The sequence below is a fragment of the Paenibacillus assamensis DSM 18201 genome, from assembly GCF_000422445.1.
Lineage (GTDB): Bacteria > Bacillota > Bacilli > Paenibacillales > Paenibacillaceae > Paenibacillus_B > Paenibacillus_B assamensis.
This window is the reverse complement of sequence record NZ_AULU01000013.1, coordinates 31,571-52,297: the sequence shown is the minus strand read 5'-3', so window position 1 is coordinate 52,297 and position 20,727 is coordinate 31,571. Positions and strand designations below refer to the sequence as shown.

19 protein-coding genes are annotated in these 20,727 nt (G+C 44.9%); 1 reads left to right on the top strand and 18 read right to left on the bottom strand.

Annotated elements, in window-relative coordinates; translation table 11 throughout:
• Positions 1-2 precede the first annotated feature (2 nt).
• The 3 genes from H580_RS0109450 to H580_RS0109435 all read right to left on the bottom strand — a co-directional run bounded on the left by H580_RS0109450 (position 3) and on the right by H580_RS0109435 (position 3,227).
• Positions 3-1,172, bottom strand: a complete 1,170-nt coding sequence (locus H580_RS0109450; protein ID WP_028594557.1) for a MalY/PatB family protein — start codon at positions 1,170-1,172, stop codon at positions 3-5.
• Between the two features lie 464 nt (positions 1,173-1,636).
• Positions 1,637-1,807 carry a CxxH/CxxC protein gene (locus H580_RS25820; RefSeq protein ID WP_084509106.1) on the bottom strand — a complete coding sequence of 57 codons (171 nt, stop codon included), beginning with the start codon at positions 1,805-1,807 and terminating at the stop codon, positions 1,637-1,639.
• Positions 1,808-1,964: 157 nt separating this feature from the next.
• A complete protein-coding gene (locus H580_RS0109435; RefSeq protein ID WP_028594556.1) occupies positions 1,965-3,227 on the bottom strand; it encodes a S1C family serine protease in 1,263 nt (420 codons plus the stop codon).
• Positions 3,228-3,484: 257 nt separating this feature from the next.
• Here H580_RS0109435 and H580_RS0109430 point away from each other — a divergent pair, with 257 nt between their 5' ends.
• A complete protein-coding gene (locus tag H580_RS0109430) occupies positions 3,485-3,736 on the top strand; it encodes a hypothetical protein (protein ID WP_425414122.1) in 252 nt (83 codons plus the stop codon).
• Here H580_RS0109430 and H580_RS0109425 read toward each other — a convergent pair.
• The 15 genes from H580_RS0109425 to H580_RS0109355 form a co-directional block, all read right to left on the bottom strand.
• Positions 3,723-4,544: an MBL fold metallo-hydrolase gene (locus tag H580_RS0109425; protein ID WP_028594554.1), complete on the bottom strand. Its 822-nt coding sequence runs from the start codon at positions 4,542-4,544 to the stop codon at positions 3,723-3,725. The genes H580_RS0109430 and H580_RS0109425 overlap by 14 nt on opposite strands.
• Positions 4,541-5,287 carry a two-component system regulatory protein YycI gene (yycI, locus tag H580_RS0109420; RefSeq protein ID WP_028594553.1) on the bottom strand — a complete coding sequence of 249 codons (747 nt, stop codon included), beginning with the start codon at positions 5,285-5,287 and terminating at the stop codon, positions 4,541-4,543. Before yycI ends, H580_RS0109425 begins: the two co-directional genes overlap by 4 nt.
• A gap of 29 nt (positions 5,288-5,316) precedes the next feature.
• Complete coding sequence (locus H580_RS0109415) at positions 5,317-6,639, bottom strand: YycH family regulatory protein (protein WP_028594552.1); 1,323 nt, start codon at positions 6,637-6,639, stop codon at positions 5,317-5,319.
• A gap of 1 nt (position 6,640) precedes the next feature.
• Positions 6,641-8,575 (bottom strand): cell wall metabolism sensor histidine kinase WalK, encoded by a 1,935-nt coding sequence (gene walK / locus H580_RS23845; protein WP_084509104.1) that lies wholly within the window; start codon positions 8,573-8,575, stop codon positions 6,641-6,643.
• Positions 8,575-9,300: a response regulator YycF gene (gene yycF, locus H580_RS0109405; protein WP_028594551.1), complete on the bottom strand. Its 726-nt coding sequence runs from the start codon at positions 9,298-9,300 to the stop codon at positions 8,575-8,577. The genes walK and yycF overlap by 1 nt, the downstream gene beginning before the upstream one ends.
• A 232-nt stretch (positions 9,301-9,532) precedes the next feature.
• Positions 9,533-11,068 carry a peptidoglycan DD-metalloendopeptidase family protein gene (locus H580_RS0109400; protein ID WP_028594550.1) on the bottom strand — a complete coding sequence of 512 codons (1,536 nt, stop codon included), beginning with the start codon at positions 11,066-11,068 and terminating at the stop codon, positions 9,533-9,535.
• A 402-nt stretch (positions 11,069-11,470) separates the two neighbouring features.
• The gene (locus tag H580_RS0109395) at positions 11,471-12,229 is read right to left on the bottom strand and encodes a hypothetical protein (RefSeq protein WP_028594549.1); all 759 of its coding nucleotides are present in this window, start codon (positions 12,227-12,229) and stop codon (positions 11,471-11,473) included.
• Between the two features lie 240 nt (positions 12,230-12,469).
• Positions 12,470-13,753, bottom strand: coding sequence for an adenylosuccinate synthase (locus H580_RS0109390; RefSeq protein ID WP_028594548.1), 1,284 nt, complete (start codon positions 13,751-13,753; stop codon positions 12,470-12,472).
• A 293-nt stretch (positions 13,754-14,046) separates the two neighbouring features.
• Positions 14,047-15,402, bottom strand: coding sequence for a replicative DNA helicase (gene dnaB, locus H580_RS0109385; protein WP_028594547.1), 1,356 nt, complete (start codon positions 15,400-15,402; stop codon positions 14,047-14,049).
• Between the two features lies 1 nt (position 15,403).
• Positions 15,404-15,847, bottom strand: coding sequence for a 50S ribosomal protein L9 (gene rplI / locus H580_RS0109380; protein WP_028594546.1), 444 nt, complete (start codon positions 15,845-15,847; stop codon positions 15,404-15,406).
• Positions 15,844-17,805, bottom strand: coding sequence for a DHH family phosphoesterase (locus H580_RS0109375; RefSeq protein WP_028594545.1), 1,962 nt, complete (start codon positions 17,803-17,805; stop codon positions 15,844-15,846). The genes rplI and H580_RS0109375 overlap by 4 nt, the downstream gene beginning before the upstream one ends.
• Before the next feature lie 11 nt (positions 17,806-17,816).
• Entirely contained in the window at positions 17,817-18,737 is a 921-nt protein-coding gene (locus H580_RS0109370; protein WP_028594544.1) for a DUF2232 domain-containing protein, read from the bottom strand.
• Positions 18,738-18,742: 5 nt separating this feature from the next.
• Positions 18,743-19,045 (bottom strand): MazG-like family protein, encoded by a 303-nt coding sequence (locus H580_RS0109365; protein ID WP_028594543.1) that lies wholly within the window; start codon positions 19,043-19,045, stop codon positions 18,743-18,745.
• A gap of 57 nt (positions 19,046-19,102) precedes the next feature.
• Positions 19,103-19,522 (bottom strand): CBS domain-containing protein, encoded by a 420-nt coding sequence (locus H580_RS0109360; protein ID WP_028594542.1) that lies wholly within the window; start codon positions 19,520-19,522, stop codon positions 19,103-19,105.
• 134 nt (positions 19,523-19,656) lie between these two features.
• Positions 19,657-20,646: an LCP family protein gene (locus H580_RS0109355; RefSeq protein WP_036604985.1), complete on the bottom strand. Its 990-nt coding sequence runs from the start codon at positions 20,644-20,646 to the stop codon at positions 19,657-19,659.
• Positions 20,647-20,727: the final 81 nt, after the last annotated feature.

The window sequence follows — 20,727 nt, the reverse complement described above, 5'->3', positions numbered from 1 at the left end:
TCTTAACGACGCTCTTGAATGGCTTTCTCCATACGCTCCAACGCCTCTTGAATAACAGAACGCGGTGACGCCATATTCAAGCGCATAAAGCCCGCTCCATTATCACCAAACGAAATCCCTTGGTTCAGCCATACCTTCGCCTTCAACTGCAAGAAGTCCTTCAACTCCACAGGAGACAGCCCAAGCTCGCGGAAATCGAGCCATTTCAAATATGTGCCTTCCTGCTTGAACACCTTCACCTCAGGAATGCGTGCTGTAATAAACTCCTCGATAAGTTTATTGTTACCCTGCATATACGCCATCATCGCATCGAACCACGCTTCGCCTTCTGTATAGGCAGCTATTGTTGCCTCAATCGGCATCACATCCAGATCATTCATACCCAACGCTTGTACCGTTCTGCTGAACGCGTTGCGCAGCTTCGCGTTCGTAATCATAATATTCGCTGCCTTAAAACCAGCGATATTAAACGACTTGCCCGCAGACGTAGCTGTAATCGTAATGTCTGCAACATCCGGTGACAAGGACGCAATCGGCGTATACGTATGCCCAGAGAACACAATGTCATGATGGATATCGTCCGAAAATATAAGCACATCATTCGCGAGACAAATATCCGCGATCCGCTGTAATTCCTCACGCGACCACACACGACCACCTGGGTTATGTGGATTGCAAAGGAAGAACATTTTCACCGCAGGGTCCTTCGCCTTCTGCTCGAAGTCATAGAAGTCAATTTCATAGTGTCCATTTTGCAGCACAAGCGGATTTGTCACGACTGTACCGCCATTGGAAGCAATCATACTCGCAAATGGAGGATATAGCGGCGGCATAATAATTGCTTTCTCGCCAGGCTTCACCCAAGTTCGCATAGTAACTGCCATCGCAGGGACAACCCCTGGCATCGTCACGATCCAGTCCTTCTTAATCTGCCAGTTATGACGCTTGCCCATCCATCCGATTACCGCATCATAATAGCGGTCCGAACGCTCCGTATATCCGTATATCGGCGTTTGAAGACGCTTCACAATCGCTTCTTGAATCGCAGGTGCAGCCGCAAAGTCCATATCTGCAACCCAGAGAGGAATACAGTCTTTATGTGCCGCTGACTGTGGAATTACTTTGGATGCATCTGTATGAGTGCGGTCAATTACTCGGTCAAATTCGTACATGGAGTCTCCACCTCGTCCTAAATCTATGTAAATGAATTGTTCTTATTTTACCAAAGTATAACATGCTATATAAGAGCGGCGTTAAAAAAGTATCAACAGCATTTTCAATAAATATGAACCAAGTGGCCCTAGGACAACTATCACCTATTCACATCCCGCATCCGAATTATCCCCATCATAAGCAAGGTTAGCTGCCCTACATTTCTCTTCAAAATCGCCTGTCCACATGTGGATAACCTTTATCATCTCACCTAACATCGTAGTTATCCCCATTTTTCATGATACTGTCCCCATAACAAGCAAAAAACAAGGGTATTCACAGACTCCTGCCTGCTTTCCCCTTGCTTGTTCTTCATACGTTGCAGTTATACACATCTCATACAGTAGGCATCTTCATCTTACTTCTGACACGATCACTTTAAAAGGCAATCTCGATGCCGCAACTATGCAACTAACGTCCTTCGCTATACGACCAGGAACTGTGCCTCTTCCTCACAATTCATACAGCAACGAATTGGGCGCTCCCAATCACTGAATTGCTGCTCATCCAAGTCTACAATATCCGGTGCATCTTCAAATTCATCAACGAACTTATCAATTGCTAGCTCTACATGCTCTTTGCATACTACATACATGAAGTTCCCTCTTTCTTGCCTAACCAGCTGTTTGTCTTATCTCTAATGTACTCCATGCTCTGTTTCGTTTCAAGCCACAATCCAAATACAATAAGAAACACACGCAAACTTACCTAACTTAACACTTATCAGCTGACAATCCTACATTCCCGCCTAATTACGAATTAGGACGATCTCCTAACGTAACCGTGACCTTCATTTGCTTGCCGTCTCGGTAATACGTAATCTCCATGGTGTCGCCAACCTGCTTCTGCTCATACAAATACCTTCTTAATTCCAGCGTCGTAGAAATATCCTGCTTGTCGAATCTCACAATGACATCATTCAACTTGAACCCTGCCTCTTGGGCAGGTCCTGAGGCCTCTAAGACAATAACACCTGATGTAACTGACTTCGGCAGCTTCAAATCACTACGCTGTTCATCTGTAATCGGTGCATACTCATTTTCCAAATCAACCGTGTACACACCTAGATAAGGGCGAATCACCTTACCCTTTTCCATCAGCTGATCGACAACTTTTCCTACCTCGTGCATGGGAATCGCAAATCCGAGTCCTTCCGCTCCCGTAGAGGCGATTTTCATCGTATTAATACCAATGACACGTCCATGCAGATCAATTAGCGCACCGCCGCTATTTCCCTCATTGATTGCTGCATCCGTTTGGATGACGGTTTGTTCCCAATCGTATACACCATCCCCATTTAAAGAAATAGGAATCATTCGATTCGTATAGCTGATAATACCCGACGTAAGCGAACCGCCGAGCCCGAACGGATTGCCTATCGCAATAACCGTTTCACCCCGACGCAAACTGCGTGAATCGCCAAATTCCGCAATTTGATTTACGCCAGCACCATCGATCTTGAGCACAGCCAAGTCCGATATTTTATCTTTACCCACAACCTCCGCATGCTTGCGCTGTCCATTGGATAATACAATTTCCAATTGATCAGCCCCGCTTACTACATGCTCATTTGTAAGGATATATGCGTCGTTATCTTTTTTATCAAAAATAATGCCCGATCCCAAGCTAACATCATCAAGTCCTTGCTTGCTTTCCTCTTTCTCGATCGCCTTCTGCTTGTTTAGGATGCTAACTATGGTCGGGCTAGCTTTATCTGCCGCCTGCACAAGTAAATCATCGTATGCATTCGCAATCGTATCTATAGATGGTTCAGCTGCAGCGACTACAGTTGTTGGAGCTTGAGCATGAATGAGCCATGAATACACCAAAATAACAAAGGCTGCACTCGTTACTGAGCTAACAATCGCAACCTGCAGCGTGGATAAACTGATGCGCCGATGGGACCGACTTGCCCGCTTCCAGTTCCATGTTTCCACATGCTGCTTACGATTACTGCTGAACTTGCTCCTGCGCGATACCTTTGACGAATAGAAATCATCATCGAACAAACCCATCCGCTCCAACTCCCCTGTAACCATGATTACGAACTGCTTATATGGTCAATACTATATTTAATGCAATTGCTTCTATTATCATGCTATGAATAATCATAGATTTTAATTCTCTTACATAACATTTATATAAATAGAATTGCTAGACAGCACGGAGAGCTTGATCTCAACATAGCCAAGTTCTATGAATGCGGTTTATTCCGCAGCCACCCATCCATGTAATACTTATATCAAATTTATATTAATAGGAGGTTGTAAACATGTCATTCCGAACTTATTCCGATTATCGTGATCACCATCAATTTCATTCCAATACCGATGCTCAATCAGCGATGTGGTCCAATATTGATCTAATCGCTCAGATCGCAGACCTGAAGCAAGACAATTATCGCCTCACCCTTGCCCTCTCTACCCTGATGGAATTACTCGTTGAAAAGGGCATCGTAGAACAGGACGATATCTCCCGTAAAGCATTAGAGCTCGATCAATTTCTCGAACTTACAGACGAATAATCGACTTCTCACGTACATGATCCCAAGCGGTTGGCCGATCATAGTGTGTATCAAGTACTTGAAGCTCTGATTCTTTATAAAAATGCCCATTGCTCTCCATAACATCCTGTACCGTCATGCGGGCAATATCTTTCTGATTATGCTCACGGCTTAAATGGGCTAGGTACACTCGGCGTGTATTACCTGTCACCACTTCACTCATCGCCTCACCAGCCGCTTCATTGGACAAATGTCCCTTATCGCCAAGAATTCGCTGCTTAATATTCCATGGATAACGTCCCATGCGCAGCATCTGAATATCATGATTCGACTCCAGCACGAGTACATCTGCATCTGAGATCGCATCGCGAACTTTGTCCGACATATAACCGAGATCGGTCGCCACGCTCAGCTTCGTCTCATTTTCGTAGAAATTGTAAGCTACCGGCTCGGCCGCATCATGGGAAATACCAATCGATTCGACACGAAGATCGCCAAAGTTTTTCGCTTCACCCGTATCCATCACAATTCGCTTATCCTCTGCCAGCTTGCCGACATGCTTCTGCAGTGCCTCCCATGTCTTCTCATTCGCGTATACAGGCACATCATATTTACGAGCGAATGCGCCCAATCCCTTAACATGATCGGAATGCTCATGTGTAACGAGAATACCGTCAATACTTGAACCAGACAAGCCCTGCTCATGGAGCAGCTCGTCTGTTCGCTTGCAGCTCAAACCGACATCGATCATGAGCGTCGCATCGTCTGTCTTCACGACTGTACAATTGCCTGTAGAGCCGCTCGACAACACCGTAAATCGTAAGCTCATGCTTCCTTCTCCTTCTTGTCCACCTGATAATGCTCAACAGCTGCATTATTGGCACTCACATAAAAAATATCATTTCCATTCTCTAACACAACACGCCATACAGGTGCGGCTACTTGAATATCGGTATCAAACTGTTGGCCGTGATAGCCTAGCTTAACACTCTTAATAACAGAGCCTGAAGGCAAATGATCTTCAATTAACTTACCCAATGCCTTAGAGGCAGGCAGAACCGTCTGAGCTGGGGCTTCATCCGATTCTACTAACTCCATATATTGCTGACGATAGCCTGTAATCTTCTGATTATCATAAAATAGATCCAAGCGTACATCGAATATAGGATATCCCGTCGGCATCATCTGATGCAGTACGAACATATTATCACGATAGGAATCATCGTACCAATACTCTTCAATATGCTGAATCTCATCTTCTAGAGCAGCTATAGTCTCGGAGTGGGAGAACACCACTTTACCAAGCTCTTCTCTTATTAAAGGTACAGGTTGATCCTGCTTCACCGTGTAACGGTAGGTAATCTCTCGTAATGAAGGAGTCTCAGAAGGAATGGGTCCCTTAATCTGAATCTGCTTCTCCTCCATCGTACGAATCGTCTCCGCTGACAAAGACCTCCAGTCCTTATCGGAGTGCATCCGATCGCGTATATCCTGCCAGAGCTGATAACCGAGTACGATATTTAAGGCTAGAAAGGCATAAATTAATATGCTCTTAGCGCGACCCCAATCCATAACTGCTCCTCCTTTCATTTCGAGCTCATTTATATAACCCAATCCGTTGTTCCATCCTCATACGTTACTTGCCAAGCAGGGGTTAGCTTCATTCCCTCTTCTATCAGAACAGGTTTATACACCGGTTGTACGTCTTTAATTTCTGAGTAGCGCTCCATTTGCTTGAGCTTCTTTAACAATGCGTCGCCCGCAGGAAGCTTGCGCAGCTCTCTATGCGTCGCATGGCCACCTAACTTAATAAGCGAACGATCATACGTCGTCACCATACCATTTTGCAAAGTAACCTGCACATAGCCGAACTTAAGTGCTGAATTCATAATAATCGGATAAGAACCCCAATATTGTTGGAATCGAACACGACTGTGCTTACCATGAAGCGATTGAAGCATGGGATTCGATTGATCGTTCTCTGTCCCATCCTTAATTAAGGACAATCGATACGTACCGTTCCATCCTCCATGCTGATTCACAAAGGAAATGGCTTTTAATACATCGCTTGTCGCATCACTTTGTCCTTCTGCCGGTGCACTTGGATCAGAATAAGTTACCCAATGATGCTCTTGATTTACTTGCAGTCCTCGTTTACTGTCCGTGTAAATGACAGATCCGTTCGCTTCGGTAATTATTTTCGTTAGCGTTGGATCGAAAAATAGACTGTTCTGCATCTCTTCAGGCGTAAATATTTGATAAGGCATAACAAGCTGCGTCATTTCATACGGCTCAACAGGGATATAAAATGCGTCATCTACACGCTTAAAGGCTGGCACGCCTCGTCCAAACTCAACTTGTACCTTTACATCCTGTACAGTTAAGTCCGCTCTCGTGGACTCATAGACACGTCCATTATTGTCTGTCACGAAAAGAACCCGCACCTGATTCATATCTTCTAATGCATATATCCATATTTCACGAATGTTTTCATTCATGAACGCAGAATCATCGTCATTAATAGGAATAACCTTTTCTAGCAGCTTGGCAGGTATAGCAGATTCAAATTGCAATTCAATCCCCTCATACTGACGACGAATCAGCTTCCAATCAATCGTTTCCGCAGATTTCACCTGGAAAGCCTCGAACGATCTACCTTTTAATCGATTGAGCACAATATTGTAAAACGGTACGTCTGGATACAACATCGCATGCTTGTCATTCCCTAAATGAAGAATAATTTGATTGGGATAAATCAAATTTTCTACCTTTTGCTCCTGGCCAAGAGGCCTTACTGGCATGTATTCATTCTCCCGCTTCATAACTGCATTGAAGTTCGGCATGTTATAGGTCAGGAAGAAGCTCTGTGCCAGGCTTGTTATAATAAGCACTGCCAGCAGAATCGATTTTGCTTGCTCCTTCACCCTAATCACTTCCTTCTTCAATCATTTTAGGCTGAGACTGATTGTCCTTGTACTCTACGTGGCCAGTGCCAGCAGCATCCTCTTGGGTCTGAACAATAACAGGAAGTGTAAACGTAACTTGCGTACCCTGCTCCCACTCCGAGTCGATCGTAATCGTTCCTCCATGCACCCTTATAATTTCCCGGGCAATCGATAAGCCTAGTCCTGTACCGCCCATACCGCGAGAGCGAGCCTTATCCACACGGTAAAATCGCTCAAAAATGCGAGCCAGATCCTTCTTGGGGATACCCATACCGTTATCTTCTACGGTTACAGCCACCATGCTGCGACCCTCTAGCCAAGATGCACGCAAACGGATCGTTCCATGCTCAGGCGTGTATTTAACCGCATTGGACAATACATTGTCCAATACCTGATCAATTTGATCACGATCCATGACAAGAGATTGAATACCAGACTCTATTTCTAGACGAGCATCAATCCGCTTCTTACGGAATTGGAACGAGAATCGATCCATTGCTTCATCCAACAGTTCAGACACATCCGTTAGCCGCATACGCAAGCTAGCTTGTTTGGAATCCAAGCGTGATAAGTGCAGCAAATCGGTTACTAGACGAATCATTCGCTCTGTCTCATTGCGAATTACGCCAACGAAGCGTCCTGCTAGCTCTGGCTCATCCAATGCACCATCATCCAGTGCCTCGGTGTAGCTCTTAATCGTCGTAAGCGGTGTTCTAAGCTCATGAGATACATTGGCTACGAACTCACGACGTGACTGATCCAACTTCTCCTGCTCCGTTACATCACGCAGAACGAAGATGGTACCTGTTGTCCCTTCACCACGACGATGAATAGGACTAAACGTCACTCGCAGTATTGATTCATGTTCCCCAACTGCATTACCTTCATCCATATAGGAGCTGTACGGCAGCAGCATCCAGTTCAATTGCCCATCAATCTGCTTCTGTAACACATCTAACGAAATGTTCAGCATTTTCGCGATATCTTTGCCTTCCGCATCGCATTCCTTCATCCCAAGAAGCTCGCTAGCTCCTCGGTTCATAAGAATGACCCTACCTTGCTCATCCGTAGCAATTACGCCATCGCTCATATTCGTCAAGATGGAGGCTAGCTTCTCATTTTCCTCTTCATTTACACTAAGCGCTTCTTGAAGGCGCCTTGTCATATGGTTAAAAGCCTCGCTCAAATGACCAATTTCATCATTTCCAAGCACCGGAACAGTTCCTTCAAAGTTCCCTTCAGCTACTTTGGCTGCCTGACGAGTCACTTCGGTAATCGGCTGTGTAATCGTATGGGCAAGTATAATGCCCAAAGCAGCCGTTAGACCGAGCGCAATGATCATGCCAGATAAAAAGATTTGATTGATCGAGTCGATCGTTTCATATAAATCTTCCATGGAAGCAACGATATATACGGCGCCGACCACTCCGCCATCAGCAGAGTTAGCTATTATCGGCTTCGCCATAACCTTTTTTCGAACATTATGCTCGTCAATAATAGCCTCTTCATTTTCCGGTATCCCTTGCAAGGAGCGGCTGACCACGGTTTCCGTATTTTTACGACCGATATAGCTGCGATGAGCTTGTACAGAGGTCGCCAACACTCGACCTGTATCATCGAGCACCTGTATCTCTACACCATTCATCGTAAATAACGTCTGCAAAATATTATTGAGTTCATCCCGCAATTTCTGATCGGGCGTTCCCTCGTTCTCTTCCAGCTTAGGAGCTGCGAGAAGCTGTACGATACTTGCTGTCTTATTGAGATCGTCTGTAAAATTCGTCGTAAACAAATCCTTCATCGTACTGATGAAATAGACGCCGATCAACTGCATCGCAATAAGAATAAGCAGCACATAAATAATAATCAGCTTTGCCTGAATCGTACGAAAGAAACGACTCACCCATGCAACCATTACAGTCCTCCGTTATTCGGATTACGCATCATATAACCAAGACCACGGCGCGTAATAATATATTCGGGCTTGCTCGGGTCATCTTCGATCTTCTCGCGCAGTCGACGTATCGTTACATCTACCGTGCGCACATCTCCGAAGTATTCATAGCCCCATACCGCTTGCAATAAATGCTCACGCGTCATGACCTTTCCATTATTTTTCACTAAATAGTACAGCAATTCATACTCACGATGTGTGAGATCAAGTGCTTTTTTATTTTTATATACAAGATACATATCTGTGTCGATCAACAGCTCATGCAAACGAATTCCCTGCTTGTCCTGTTCATCTGCACCTGCTGCTTCAGCAGCCGGATCTGCCTTCTGGCGACGTAAGTGTGCCTTTACCCGTGCGAGTAGTTCACGAGTACTGAATGGTTTCGTCACATAGTCATCAGCACCCAATTCTAGACCTAATACTTTGTCCAGTTCCGTATCCTTCGCGGTCAGCATAATGATCGGCATATGACGATGCTGGCGTACTTCACGGCAAACATCCATACCGTCTTTACCGGGCAGCATCAGATCAAGCAAAATCAGATCTGGCTTCTCCGACAATGCCAGCTCTACTGCCTGGTTGCCATCGAAAGCACAGACGACTTCGTAGCCCTCTTTCTCTAAGTTGAATTTCAAAATATCCGCAATCGGCTGTTCATCATCCACGACTAATATTTTGCCGTACATGAACTCCACCTCACTTTAAATTCCATCGAATCTTATTCGTCTATTGTAGCATACTTCCTTTATTCCCCCGATAGCAAACGTTGGGGGTATAAGCAGCCAGCAGCCTATTTTTCTTCTCGACGTACTCAAATTAAATAGGGGCTGTTCTTGTCACCTCCATGACATAGAACAACCCCTGCATTCGTTATACGACAGCAGTCAAAATTTATGATTCAATTCACTGCATACGTGATTATAAATATTTAAGTGGATTTTGCGGCTCGCCATCTTTCAGGATCTCAAAGTGCAAATGTGTTCCTGTAGAATTACCCGTGTTCCCCATAACACCGATAGCTTGACCTTGCTCAACGATATCGCCTGATTCAACGCTAATGGAGTCCAAATGGGCATACATCGTAACGTAACCATTCCCGTGATCAACCATGATCACGTTGCCGTAGCCGTTTTTTACACCAGCAAAAGATACTCGACCTTCATCAGAAGCCATAATCGTATGGTCGCCTGACACGACATCAATGCCTTTGTGCAATCGGCCCCAACGTTGGCCGAAACCACTCGTCAATACAGGTGAATTGACCGGATTAATAAAGTTACCCGTCCCTTCTCCTGATACGACTTTTGTACCTTTAACTACAATTTTAGGGACAGATGGCTTAATAATCTCTTGACCTTGCCATTCTTCCTTGGTCATCATACCGTTGTCTTTAATAAGACGATACGACATACGTTTTAAGCCTTCCGTACCTTCACGAATGACCTTCGTTTCACCAGCAGCCATTTCTGGATTTTCTCTCGTAATGACTTGCGGTTCTGTAACGATATATTCGCTGTACGCCTCTACCGTCTTCACCGTAAGCAACGGATCTGGCTCCATCAAGTTTACTTGCTCTCCAACCTCAAGGAAGCCTTCCCCTACATTGGGATTGTTACGATAAATCGATTCCATCGAGACATCGTTTGCTTTAGCAATAGAAGATACCGTATCGCCCTTCTTAACCGTATAGCTTCTCGGCTGAGCAGTTCCTGTCGTTAATAGAGACAATGCTTCTTGCTCATTCAGCATTTTACCCGGCTCGGTTTTAATTTCGTGCATGCTGACACGCTCACGGAGACTAACCGACTCTAGGCGAGACATCGCCTTCGTTGTCTTCTCCGAAGAAGAAGTTAAGGCAGTAACAGGCTTAACTTCATTAAGCCCAACCTCATACTTCCCTTTTACCTTTGCCAAAATTTGCTCAGCTGTATCGTAATCTTTCACAATACCAACAGGCTTGCTGTTCACTTTCAATTGAACACCTGCTGCGTAAGTGGTAAGATGCTTGTCCAATTTGCCAAGTGTTTCACTTGTTGCAACTTCTGGCTTATATGCAATGTGCTCTTCTGTACGGATGCTGCTCGTATCGAGCTTCATAATTGCATCAGGATGTTTGGCTTGAATCTTATTCAAATACGTATCATAGTAGCTATTCAAGTCTGATTGACTAGCAACCGTACCTATATATTGATTGTCGCTATATACATGAAGGTAAGGCAATCGGTTCGCTTGTACATAAGATGTACCTCCCCAAATAGCTGCTCCAACGATGGCTGCACCACTAATCGTCATTACTACCTGCTTGCGAGATTGTTGCAGACGCGCTAGCAATGCTTGCTCTTTCATCTTGTTGCTCAGTGCAGTCGCCCATCGCTTCCAGCCAGTATGGGGTTGTTGAACATCGACCTTTTCTGTTGTCCCCTCATGCTGAGAATGATTGTTTGATGGTTTCATGCTTAGCTCCTTACTATTCCTTCAAAATATGGACCGAATCTTTATCGTACAATGCGATCGAATATAACATGTTGTCTACTAGCAAATAGTTAACGAATTGTCACCTTTTACAATGTAACATAGGTCAAAGTTGAGATGCAACCGACAGCAGTTCATCACATGATATGTTCACCAAATATCCACGATCTTCTTCCATACTGCACTAGAATCAAAAATAACCTCCTTCTATATAGAAGGAGGCCCATTTTTCGATCAAATTATGCATAGGATCAACACTTTCGATACGATACCAAAGCACACTTACTACTCTCTCGTTTATTTGATCGTAATTCGTAATTGTAAATCCATCGATATTCTAAGCTAGTGCAGCGGAGTTACTACAGCTCATCATTTTCGCTCCTATTAGTTACCGCTATTAGTACTGCTATTCGTACTAGTATTCGTACTGCCCTCATTAGCCTGCGTCTGCTGCGTTTGCTTGCTGCTGCCGGTCAAAATCTCCCGCATTTGTTTATACTCTTCATCATTTAAATGTTTTGCTAATATTTGTTCCATTTCGATAAGCTCAGCAGCTGTTAATCCCTCTTCCATCAGCGTGGATATACGCTGCCAATCATCAGCAGGAAGTTTCTTCATTAACGTACTAAACAGCTTCTCCTTCGTCTGCTCCGTCAGTTTATCCTTACCCTCAACGATAGCTTCAGGTGTAACTAATACACGATTTCCTGATTCAGCGGATTCATTAATGCTCCCACCCCAGACAGGCATAGCAGCATCAGAGGTTGATCCATTCTGCGTCCCTGCACCTGATGTATTAGGTGCCTCTGTTTCATTCCCGCTACTGCCGCTTGGAAGCTGCTGTTCACGCGTAATCCCTTGCTGCGACTCTGTCCGATTAGGGGACTGCTCGTTGGATTGAGCGTTCACACGTGTTTCTGTACGACCAATGGGCTGTTCAAGCTTGGCCCCATTCCATAAACTGCTCCACAGTGACATGGCCGTTAATGGTTTTTTATCAATGGGCAGCTGAAACTGTTGAATCGTCGTTTGCAAATACTGATCAACAACCAATGCGGTTGTCCCAATAGTCAATAAACTTGTAATGACACTAATAACGATAAATGCCGACAACATCCTTAGCCAGCGCATGAAAAATCGCATATGTTTCAATCTCCTTCCTTATCCTTCACGCTCACAATGTCACTGTCAGCTGCATTCGGAAGAAGATCTGGATGTGACAACAACTAGTACTGATGTGCTGACTAGACGAAGCAATACTTCTTAGTATCGCCCATCAGCCTAGCATTTATGCGCCATGCCCAAGCAAAAAGGCGCCTATCCTTACTGCAGATACAGTAAGAATAGAACGCCCTAGACGAACAATTAATGATAATGATTCAATTAACGATAAATGTTACGAACTTGGTTCGTTTGCTCACGGTTACGGCCTACAGAGAAGATCGAAATCGGAATACCTGTAAGCTCAGATACACGTTTCACATAGTTGCGAGTCGTCTCTGGCAATTCATCAAGAGACTTGCACTGTGTAATATCTTCAGACCAACCTGGCATTTCTTCATAAATCGCTTCGCATTCGCCAAGTGTTTTCAAGTTCGCAGGATAATGCTCGATGATCTCACCACGGTACTTGTAAGCTGTACAAATCTTAACGGTCTTAAGACCAGACAGAACGTCCAAGGAGTTCAAGGACAACCCTGTAATACCGCTCACACGACGTGCATGACGAACAACAACCGTATCGAACCAGCCTACACGACGCGGACGACCTGTTGTCGTACCATACTCATGACCCGCTTCACGGATAAAGTGACCAACTTCATCGTCCAATTCCGTTGGGAATGGACCGTCACCAACACGAGTTGTGTATGCCTTCGCAACACCAATAACTTCTTGAATCTTGGAAGGACCTACGCCCGAACCGATACAAACGCCGCCCGCAGTTGGGTTGGAGGATGTAACATATGGATACGTACCTTGGTCAATATCCAACATAACGCCTTGTGCGCCTTCGAAGAGCACTTTCTTGCCTGTGTCAATCGCATCGTTCAATGCAACAGAAGTATCGGTTACATAAGGACGAATGAATTCAGCATATTCCAAATACTCTTTCAACGTAGCTTCGATATCTAGCGGCTCACCGCCGTACATCTTGATTAACTCGTTTTTCTCATTTGCCATATGGCGGAATTTCTTCGTGAACTCTTCCTCATCAAGCAAATCAGAGATACGAATACCGATACGCGCAGCCTTGTCCATGTAAGCAGGACCGATACCTTTACGTGTCGTACCAATCTTATTAGGACCTTTACGCTCTTCTTCCAACTCATCCTGAACCATATGGTATGGCAAGATGATATGCGCACGATCACTAATGCGAAGATTATCCGTTGTAAATCCATTATCATGAATGTAAGTAATCTCTTCAATTAAAGCCTTCGGATTGATAACCATACCATTACCGATGACGCACAACTTATCGCCGTAGAAAATACCGGACGGAATCAAGTGCAGCTTGTATTTCTTGTTATCGATAAGTATTGTGTGGCCCGCGTTGTTACCTCCTTGGTAGCGCGCAACAACATCTGCGCTTTCCGCGAGAAAGTCTGTAATTTTCCCTTTACCTTCATCGCCCCATTGGGTTCCTACAACAACAACTGTGGACATAAAACCATACCCCCATCGGGTGTTTCACACACCAATATTCGCTGCTTTAATCCATGATGATAGCTTGTTAGAGATCAAAGTCAGCAATCCAAGTGTAGCAGTCTGAGCGAACAAAGTCAACGTAAAAGCGAACAATAAACATATACCGATGATCATTGTTCGGAATATTGTCCAATATTGTCAAATGAGACAAGAAGACCACTGCCATTCTATACAAAAAGCAAATGCCTTTGTATAGGAACGCACAGCGGTCTTCCAACCAACTGAAGCTTTAGCGGCATTTATCAGCTTTATTATCCCGCATAAGGATCAGCATGATTCCGCTCGTAGCTTACGAATTTATTGAAATTTTTGAGAAATACCAGTTCAACCGTACCAACAGGTCCATTACGCTGTTTAGCAATAATGATTTCGATAATGTTCTTCTTCTCGGATTCCTTGTCATAGTAATCGTCACGATACAGGAACGCAACGATATCGGCATCCTGCTCAATGGAACCCGATTCACGAAGGTCAGACATCATTGGACGCTTATCCTGCCGCTGCTCTACCCCACGACTAAGCTGGGATAGTGCAATAACGGGAACTTCCAACTCACGGGCAATCATTTTAAGGGTACGGGAAATCTCGGATACTTCTTGCTGTCGATTCTCCCCGGCCTTGCCGCGACCTTGAATAAGCTGCAAGTAATCGATCAGAATCATGCCAAGGCCATGCTCTTTCTTCAAACGACGGCACTTCGCACGAATGTCTGCAACTGTAATCCCTGGCGTATCATCAATGAAGATTTGCGCTTCGGATAAAGATGCAATCGACATCGTCAACTTTTCCCAATCATCGTCTTCGAGCTTACCAGAACGCAAACGAGTCGCGTCTACATTCGATTCCGCACAAATCATACGCTGTACAAGCTGTGCGGCAGACATCTCTAGACTGAAAATAGCAACTGTCTCTTTGGCACGGACTCCGACGTTCTGCGCTACATTCAGTGCGAACGCGGTCTTACCAACGGATGGACGAGCCGCTACAATAATCAAGTCACTGCGCTGGAATCCGGACGTCATCTTGTCCAAGTCCGTAAATCCAGACGGAATCCCTGTGGTACCTTCCGTCTGCTCCGATAGCAACTCCACTCGTTCAAAAACGTCCATAAGTACATCTTTAATCGCAATGAAGCCGCTGGAAGAGCGACGATTCGATATTTCTAAAATGCGACGTTCCGCATCACTTAAGAGCGCGCCAATATTGTCTTCGCCTGTATACCCTTCACTAGCAATCTGTGTTGCTGTGCGAATAAGACGACGTAGCATCGACTTCTCTTCAATAATTTGCGCGTAGTAATCCACATTCGCAGCTGTTGGAACTGCATTAGCCAGCTGTGACAAATAGGATACATTCCCGATGTCATCTAGCTGATTCTTCGATTGAAGCTTCGCAGCCAACGTGACGATATCAATCGGCTGACCTTCTTCGCCCAGCTCGATCATCGCCTCATATATAATTTGGTGAGCAGGCTGATAGAAATCCTCAGCCTGCACCCGCTCCATAGATGTAATTAATGCCTCAGATTGCAACAAGATTGCACCGAGCACGGCCTGCTCAGCTTCAGCATGCTGCGGTGGAACTCGATCGACTTGAAAGTCGTTCATCTTACTCCTCCGTTACATGAACCTTCAACGTTCCACGCACTTCAGGATGCAGCTTCACCGTAACATTGCTGTATCCCAGTGAGCGAATCGGTTCTGCTAATTCGATTTTGCGTTTGTCGATTTTCACGTCCATCTTTTGCATCGCTTCCGCAATTTGTTTAGAAGTAATAGCTCCAAATAGACGACCACCTTCACCGGCTTTCGTCTTAATGACTACTGTCATCTCTCCCAGCTTCGCTGCAAGCGCCTCAGCATCCAACTTCTCCTGCTCTTTGCGCTTATCTTCCGATTTCTTCTGCTGTTCGAGCGTCTTCAGATTGCCATCTGTCGCTGGACGTCCTAAACCTCGCGGAATAAGAAAGTTCAGCGCGTACCCTTCAGATACTTCCTTTACTTGTCCCTTTTTTCCTTGTCCTTTGACGTCTTGCAGCAATATGACCTTCATTCGAACAACCCCTCTTCTGCTTCGATTTCTGCTAGTACCTGTTTCAACTGTTTCTCCGCTTCGTCCAAGGTACATTGCAATTGTACGGCCGCATTCGTCAGATGTCCGCCCCCGCCAAGTCGTTCCATTACTACTTGCACATTCATTTGGCCAAGCGAGCGAGCGCTTATAGCAATATAGCCATCTGGACGCTCACTAATAACGAACGATGCCAATACACCTGTCATATTTAACAGCGTATCAGCTACTTGTGCGATCAGCAACTGAGAAAATTTGCGGCCAGGTTCCGTTACTGCGATCGCAATATGATCATAGTACATTTCTGCATGGCGAATAACTTCTGCCTTTTCGATATACTCTTTCAGGTCTTCCTTCAGCATACGCTGAATGAGCGCTGTATCTGCACCATGGCGGCGCAAAAAGCTAGCCGCATCGAACGTTCGTGAACCGGTACGAAGCGAGAAATGCTTCGTATCTACCGTAATACCAGCCAACAACGCTGTTGATTCCAACACACTAAGATGGAGTCGATTATGAATATACTGCAACAACTCCGTGACTAGCTCTGCTGTTGAAGATGCATATGGCTCCAAATAAACCAGCACAGCATCAGAGATAAACTCCTCGCCTCGGCGATGGTGATCAATAATAACAATTCGATCCGTTGCTTGCAGCAGCCTTGGCTCTTCCACCATGGAAGCTTTGTGAGTATCAACCACGATAACCAAGCTGTCATCGGTCGCCATTTCCAACGCCTCTTGCTTAGAAATGAAGCGAGACCACAACAGCTCATCCTTCTTCAATTCCGCCACTAAGCGGTCAATGGAAGGATTGCTCTCCTCCAGCACGATGTAAGCTTCCGTTTCCATCATGCGACACGCGTTCAACACACCAATCGCTGACCCGACCGAATCGGTGTCGGGATTGCGGTGTCCCATAATAAACACCGCATCGCTTTGGCGAATGAAATCGCGCAAAGCATGTGCAATGACGCGCGCACGCACGCGCGTCCGCTTCTCTACGGCGTTGGACTTCCCGCCGTAGAAGGACAGCCGCTGACCGACCCGCACAGCTACTTGGTCGCCTCCGCGGCCCAGCGCAATGTCCAAGCTCGATTGCGCCAATTGCCCAAGCTCTACGATGGACTCTAGCCCCGCAGCAAAGCCCATGCTAAGCGTCACTGGCAGTTTGCTCTCCATCGTCAGTTCCCGCACTTCGTCCAATACAACGAAACGCGTCTGCTCAAGTGCCTTCAGCGTCTGTACGTCCATCACCATGAACTGACGCTCAGAAGACAAGCGCTTCATCAGAATACCGTTCTCCGCGGCCCATTCTGTAAGATGCGCAACCACCTTGGCTAACAAACCTGCACGCTGTTGATCATCTAAACCTTGCATAGACTCTTCCAAGTTATCCAGCACAACGATGCCAACAGCCATCCGCTCGCCTTCATAACGAGCACGAAGCGCCGCCATTTCAGATATGTCTGTAAAGTAAATAAGACGCTCTTCTGTGACAACCTGAACTTGAAGCAATCGTCCGCCCATTTCAAACTCAATCGGCAAATGTTTATCTTTCTGTAGATTGAGCTTCGGAAATACCTCTTCGAGACGTTCTCCCACGAGGCTGCCGTCACCCTTCAACACTTCTACATATCGGTTGCTCCATTCAATTACCCGCTGATCACTATATAGCACAATGCCATAAGGCAGCTCTGTTACCGCATCATCTACGGCACGCTTCACACGCAATCCAAGTGTAGACAAATATGCCTCCATCTCCGCCCGGAAATTGCGTTCAGCAGCCAACGTAATAAGAAGCAGTGCGGCAAAGCCGATAAATCCTAGAAATCCAATTATCCAATTGTAATAAGCGACAACGAGAGTTAGTACAAGCACATAAAGCATTGACCAGCTGTTATGCCTTGCGAACCAGCGTTGAAACCATATTTTCGGCATCGATGCTCACCCTATTGCTTTGGTCTAGAGACTGCTTGGCGCAGTGGAAACGCCATATCTATAATGCCAACAAGTCGGCAAATATATTGAAACGGCGGGAAAAGGACAACAAATATCGTTAATGTTACAGGCAGTGCTCGTTTCCACCCTTTGAAGTCAGCGTAGAAGAACAAGAAAGACACACCTTGTACAATAAAGGCTACTTGCAAAATTTCATACAAGTTGACAATGACTAAAGTAAGGAATGAACCAGCCTCTTTCAAGATAACCAGCTCAAGAATCATAGCAACCAAGTAATACCATAGCAGTGACTTCGGCAGCATCCAATACTTAACTGGCTTCATACGCTGTACCGAAACACCTTGTGCTGTCAGTAGCCTGCGACTAAGTGCATACGTAATGGAGCCCATATACACCGCACCTGCTATCAGCAAGGACGGAAGTCTCATACTAATGTATGCAACTTGTTCATCAACAGACGGCATATTCGGCATAACAACCCCCATATCAGCAGCCAGCTTCTGATACTGTGTGAGATACTCGTGTAAGTACGTTGTCATATCGACTTGGAACAAATAGCTTGTTAGCCCTAATGCCAACAAAGTTTGAATCAAAAAAGCCAATGTCCCGCCTACAAATACCGACCACCCCGGCCGCTGGCGCTTGAATAAAAAGCCCATAACGATAGCAGGGATAATAAAATACAGCGATATAAGTACGACAATGGAGCCAATGGGCTGTAACAGTAAAAATACGATGAGCAGCACTGCCGCTATACATGCCATAAATGCTGCCGTTGATAACGTCGTAAATAATACAACAAACGGTATAGCAACAAAACTCATCGTAATTGGTTGCATCAGCGTCCCGAACGATAGCAGCAGCACCAGTGCAGCAACTACCCATCCGATCGCCGTCCAGCGGTTGTTCAAGATGTTCACCTCTTGCGTAAATGTTCTTCCAACTTTGAAATATCCTGATACCAGTCTTCCAACTGATGACCTTCCTTTTTGAATTGATGCAATTTGTCTAAGATGCTGTTGTCGAGGTCCTTATAAGAAATACCAACTCGACGACCTAGGATGTAACTGCTCACGATAAGACTTGCCAGACTGTCCAACACTTTCGTTGTGCTTCCTTCCCACAACGACTTGAATAGGCGTGCCGTATAATCCATCACTTCTGTCTTAAGCCACTCAATGACTTTGAGCCGTTTGGCCACATCCATATCCTTGGGCATCGTTACACATTCACACCCCTTCAATACGAGCATTACATTCCATTATATCATTAATTATTAGGCATCCATAGCTTTCGTCATGAACTGCTCGCAATATTCAATAATTTGACTACGACGAACAATACCAATGAATCTTTGCCTGTCATCAACGACTGGAACAAAGTTCTGTACCTTTGCCAACTTAACCAAATCTTCCATGTTCGAATCTATACGTACTGCTTTAATTTGCTTATTAAGTGGAACTTCAGTCAGTAAAAAATGAGAAGCCGTTTCAAATGTAATGTCCCCGTTTGAATTTTTCATATGCCACAATAAATCACCCTCTGTGACTGTACCTACATATTCCCCTTCATCATTAATAATCGGAACTGACGTGTAGCGATGATATTCCATTCGCTCCAGCGTCTGCCTTAATGTTGATTGGTTGCTTACGCATACAACCTCATGCTTGGGCAGTAAGAAAAATGCGATGTTCATCCGTTCAGTCTCCTCCTCAAACTTTCCATATCTTTAAATTAACACATTCTAGTATAGAAAAACAAAAAAGTCAGTCGCACAATCGCAACTGACTTTCTTATTATTGTATAAAGCTTATAAGAGCAAATGTTAACCTACTCAATCGTAAACTGTCTTGGTTTCAAATCACTTGGCTGTGCATTTGGATCCATCCAGTTCTGAATTAACTGCTGAACATACTCGATATCTTCTTCAAGTGGGAGGTAGTACCATCCGCCATTCATACGCTGACCTTCACCATGCAGCATATAACTGCTAATAATCGGAGCGCCTGCATTTTGGAACATCGTTTTAGCTAAATCGATCATATAGCTTGGGCGCATGTCTGTTGTAAAGTTTTTGCCCATAATCCCAATAAGATCTGGGATTTTATGAATTTGGTCCAATTCGACCGCACGATTCATCATTGCTTCAAGGAAAATACGATGACGCATCGTTCGATTCATATCTGAATCTTCACGGTATCGTACATAGTACAAGGCTTCCTGTCCACTATAGATTGGCTTGTTGCCCTCAATTCGGAACTTCTCATGGTTTGGATCTTTGTTTACGATATCTTCCGTAATCGGGAGCTTCACGCCGCCCATTGCATCAACGACATCCTTCAACCCTTCGAAGTTCACAGTAGCATAATGATCAACTTTCTCACCGAGCAATTTTTCTACCGTATCGATACTCATTTTAACGCCACCATGAGCATAAGCATGATTTATTTTTGTTTTCACACCACCATTGTAACCAACGATCTCTGTGTACGTGTCACGTGGGATGGAAATTAAAAGTACCTTGTTGTCTTTCGGACGGACTACACTATAAATCATTGTGTCTGAACGTCCAACTTCCTTATCGCGCTGATCCACTCCCAAAAGCAATGCAGAGAACGGCTCTGTTACTTCACGCGATACTTCCGGTTTACCATCAATAGGCTGATACGAACCATTTAGTGACTCCTCAACCTTGTCTTGCAGGAACAAATCAAATCCAAGTAAGGCTAATTGCTTGCGGAACATAAATCCACCAACAAGCACAAGAACGATAACAGCTAATAAAATCCACCACTTCTTGGCTGACTTTTTCTTTTTCATTGCTATTCACTTCTTCCCCATTTGTTCTAAATCTTTATCCCTAATCATTTTCATCTATACGTCTGATTGCATATGACGCAA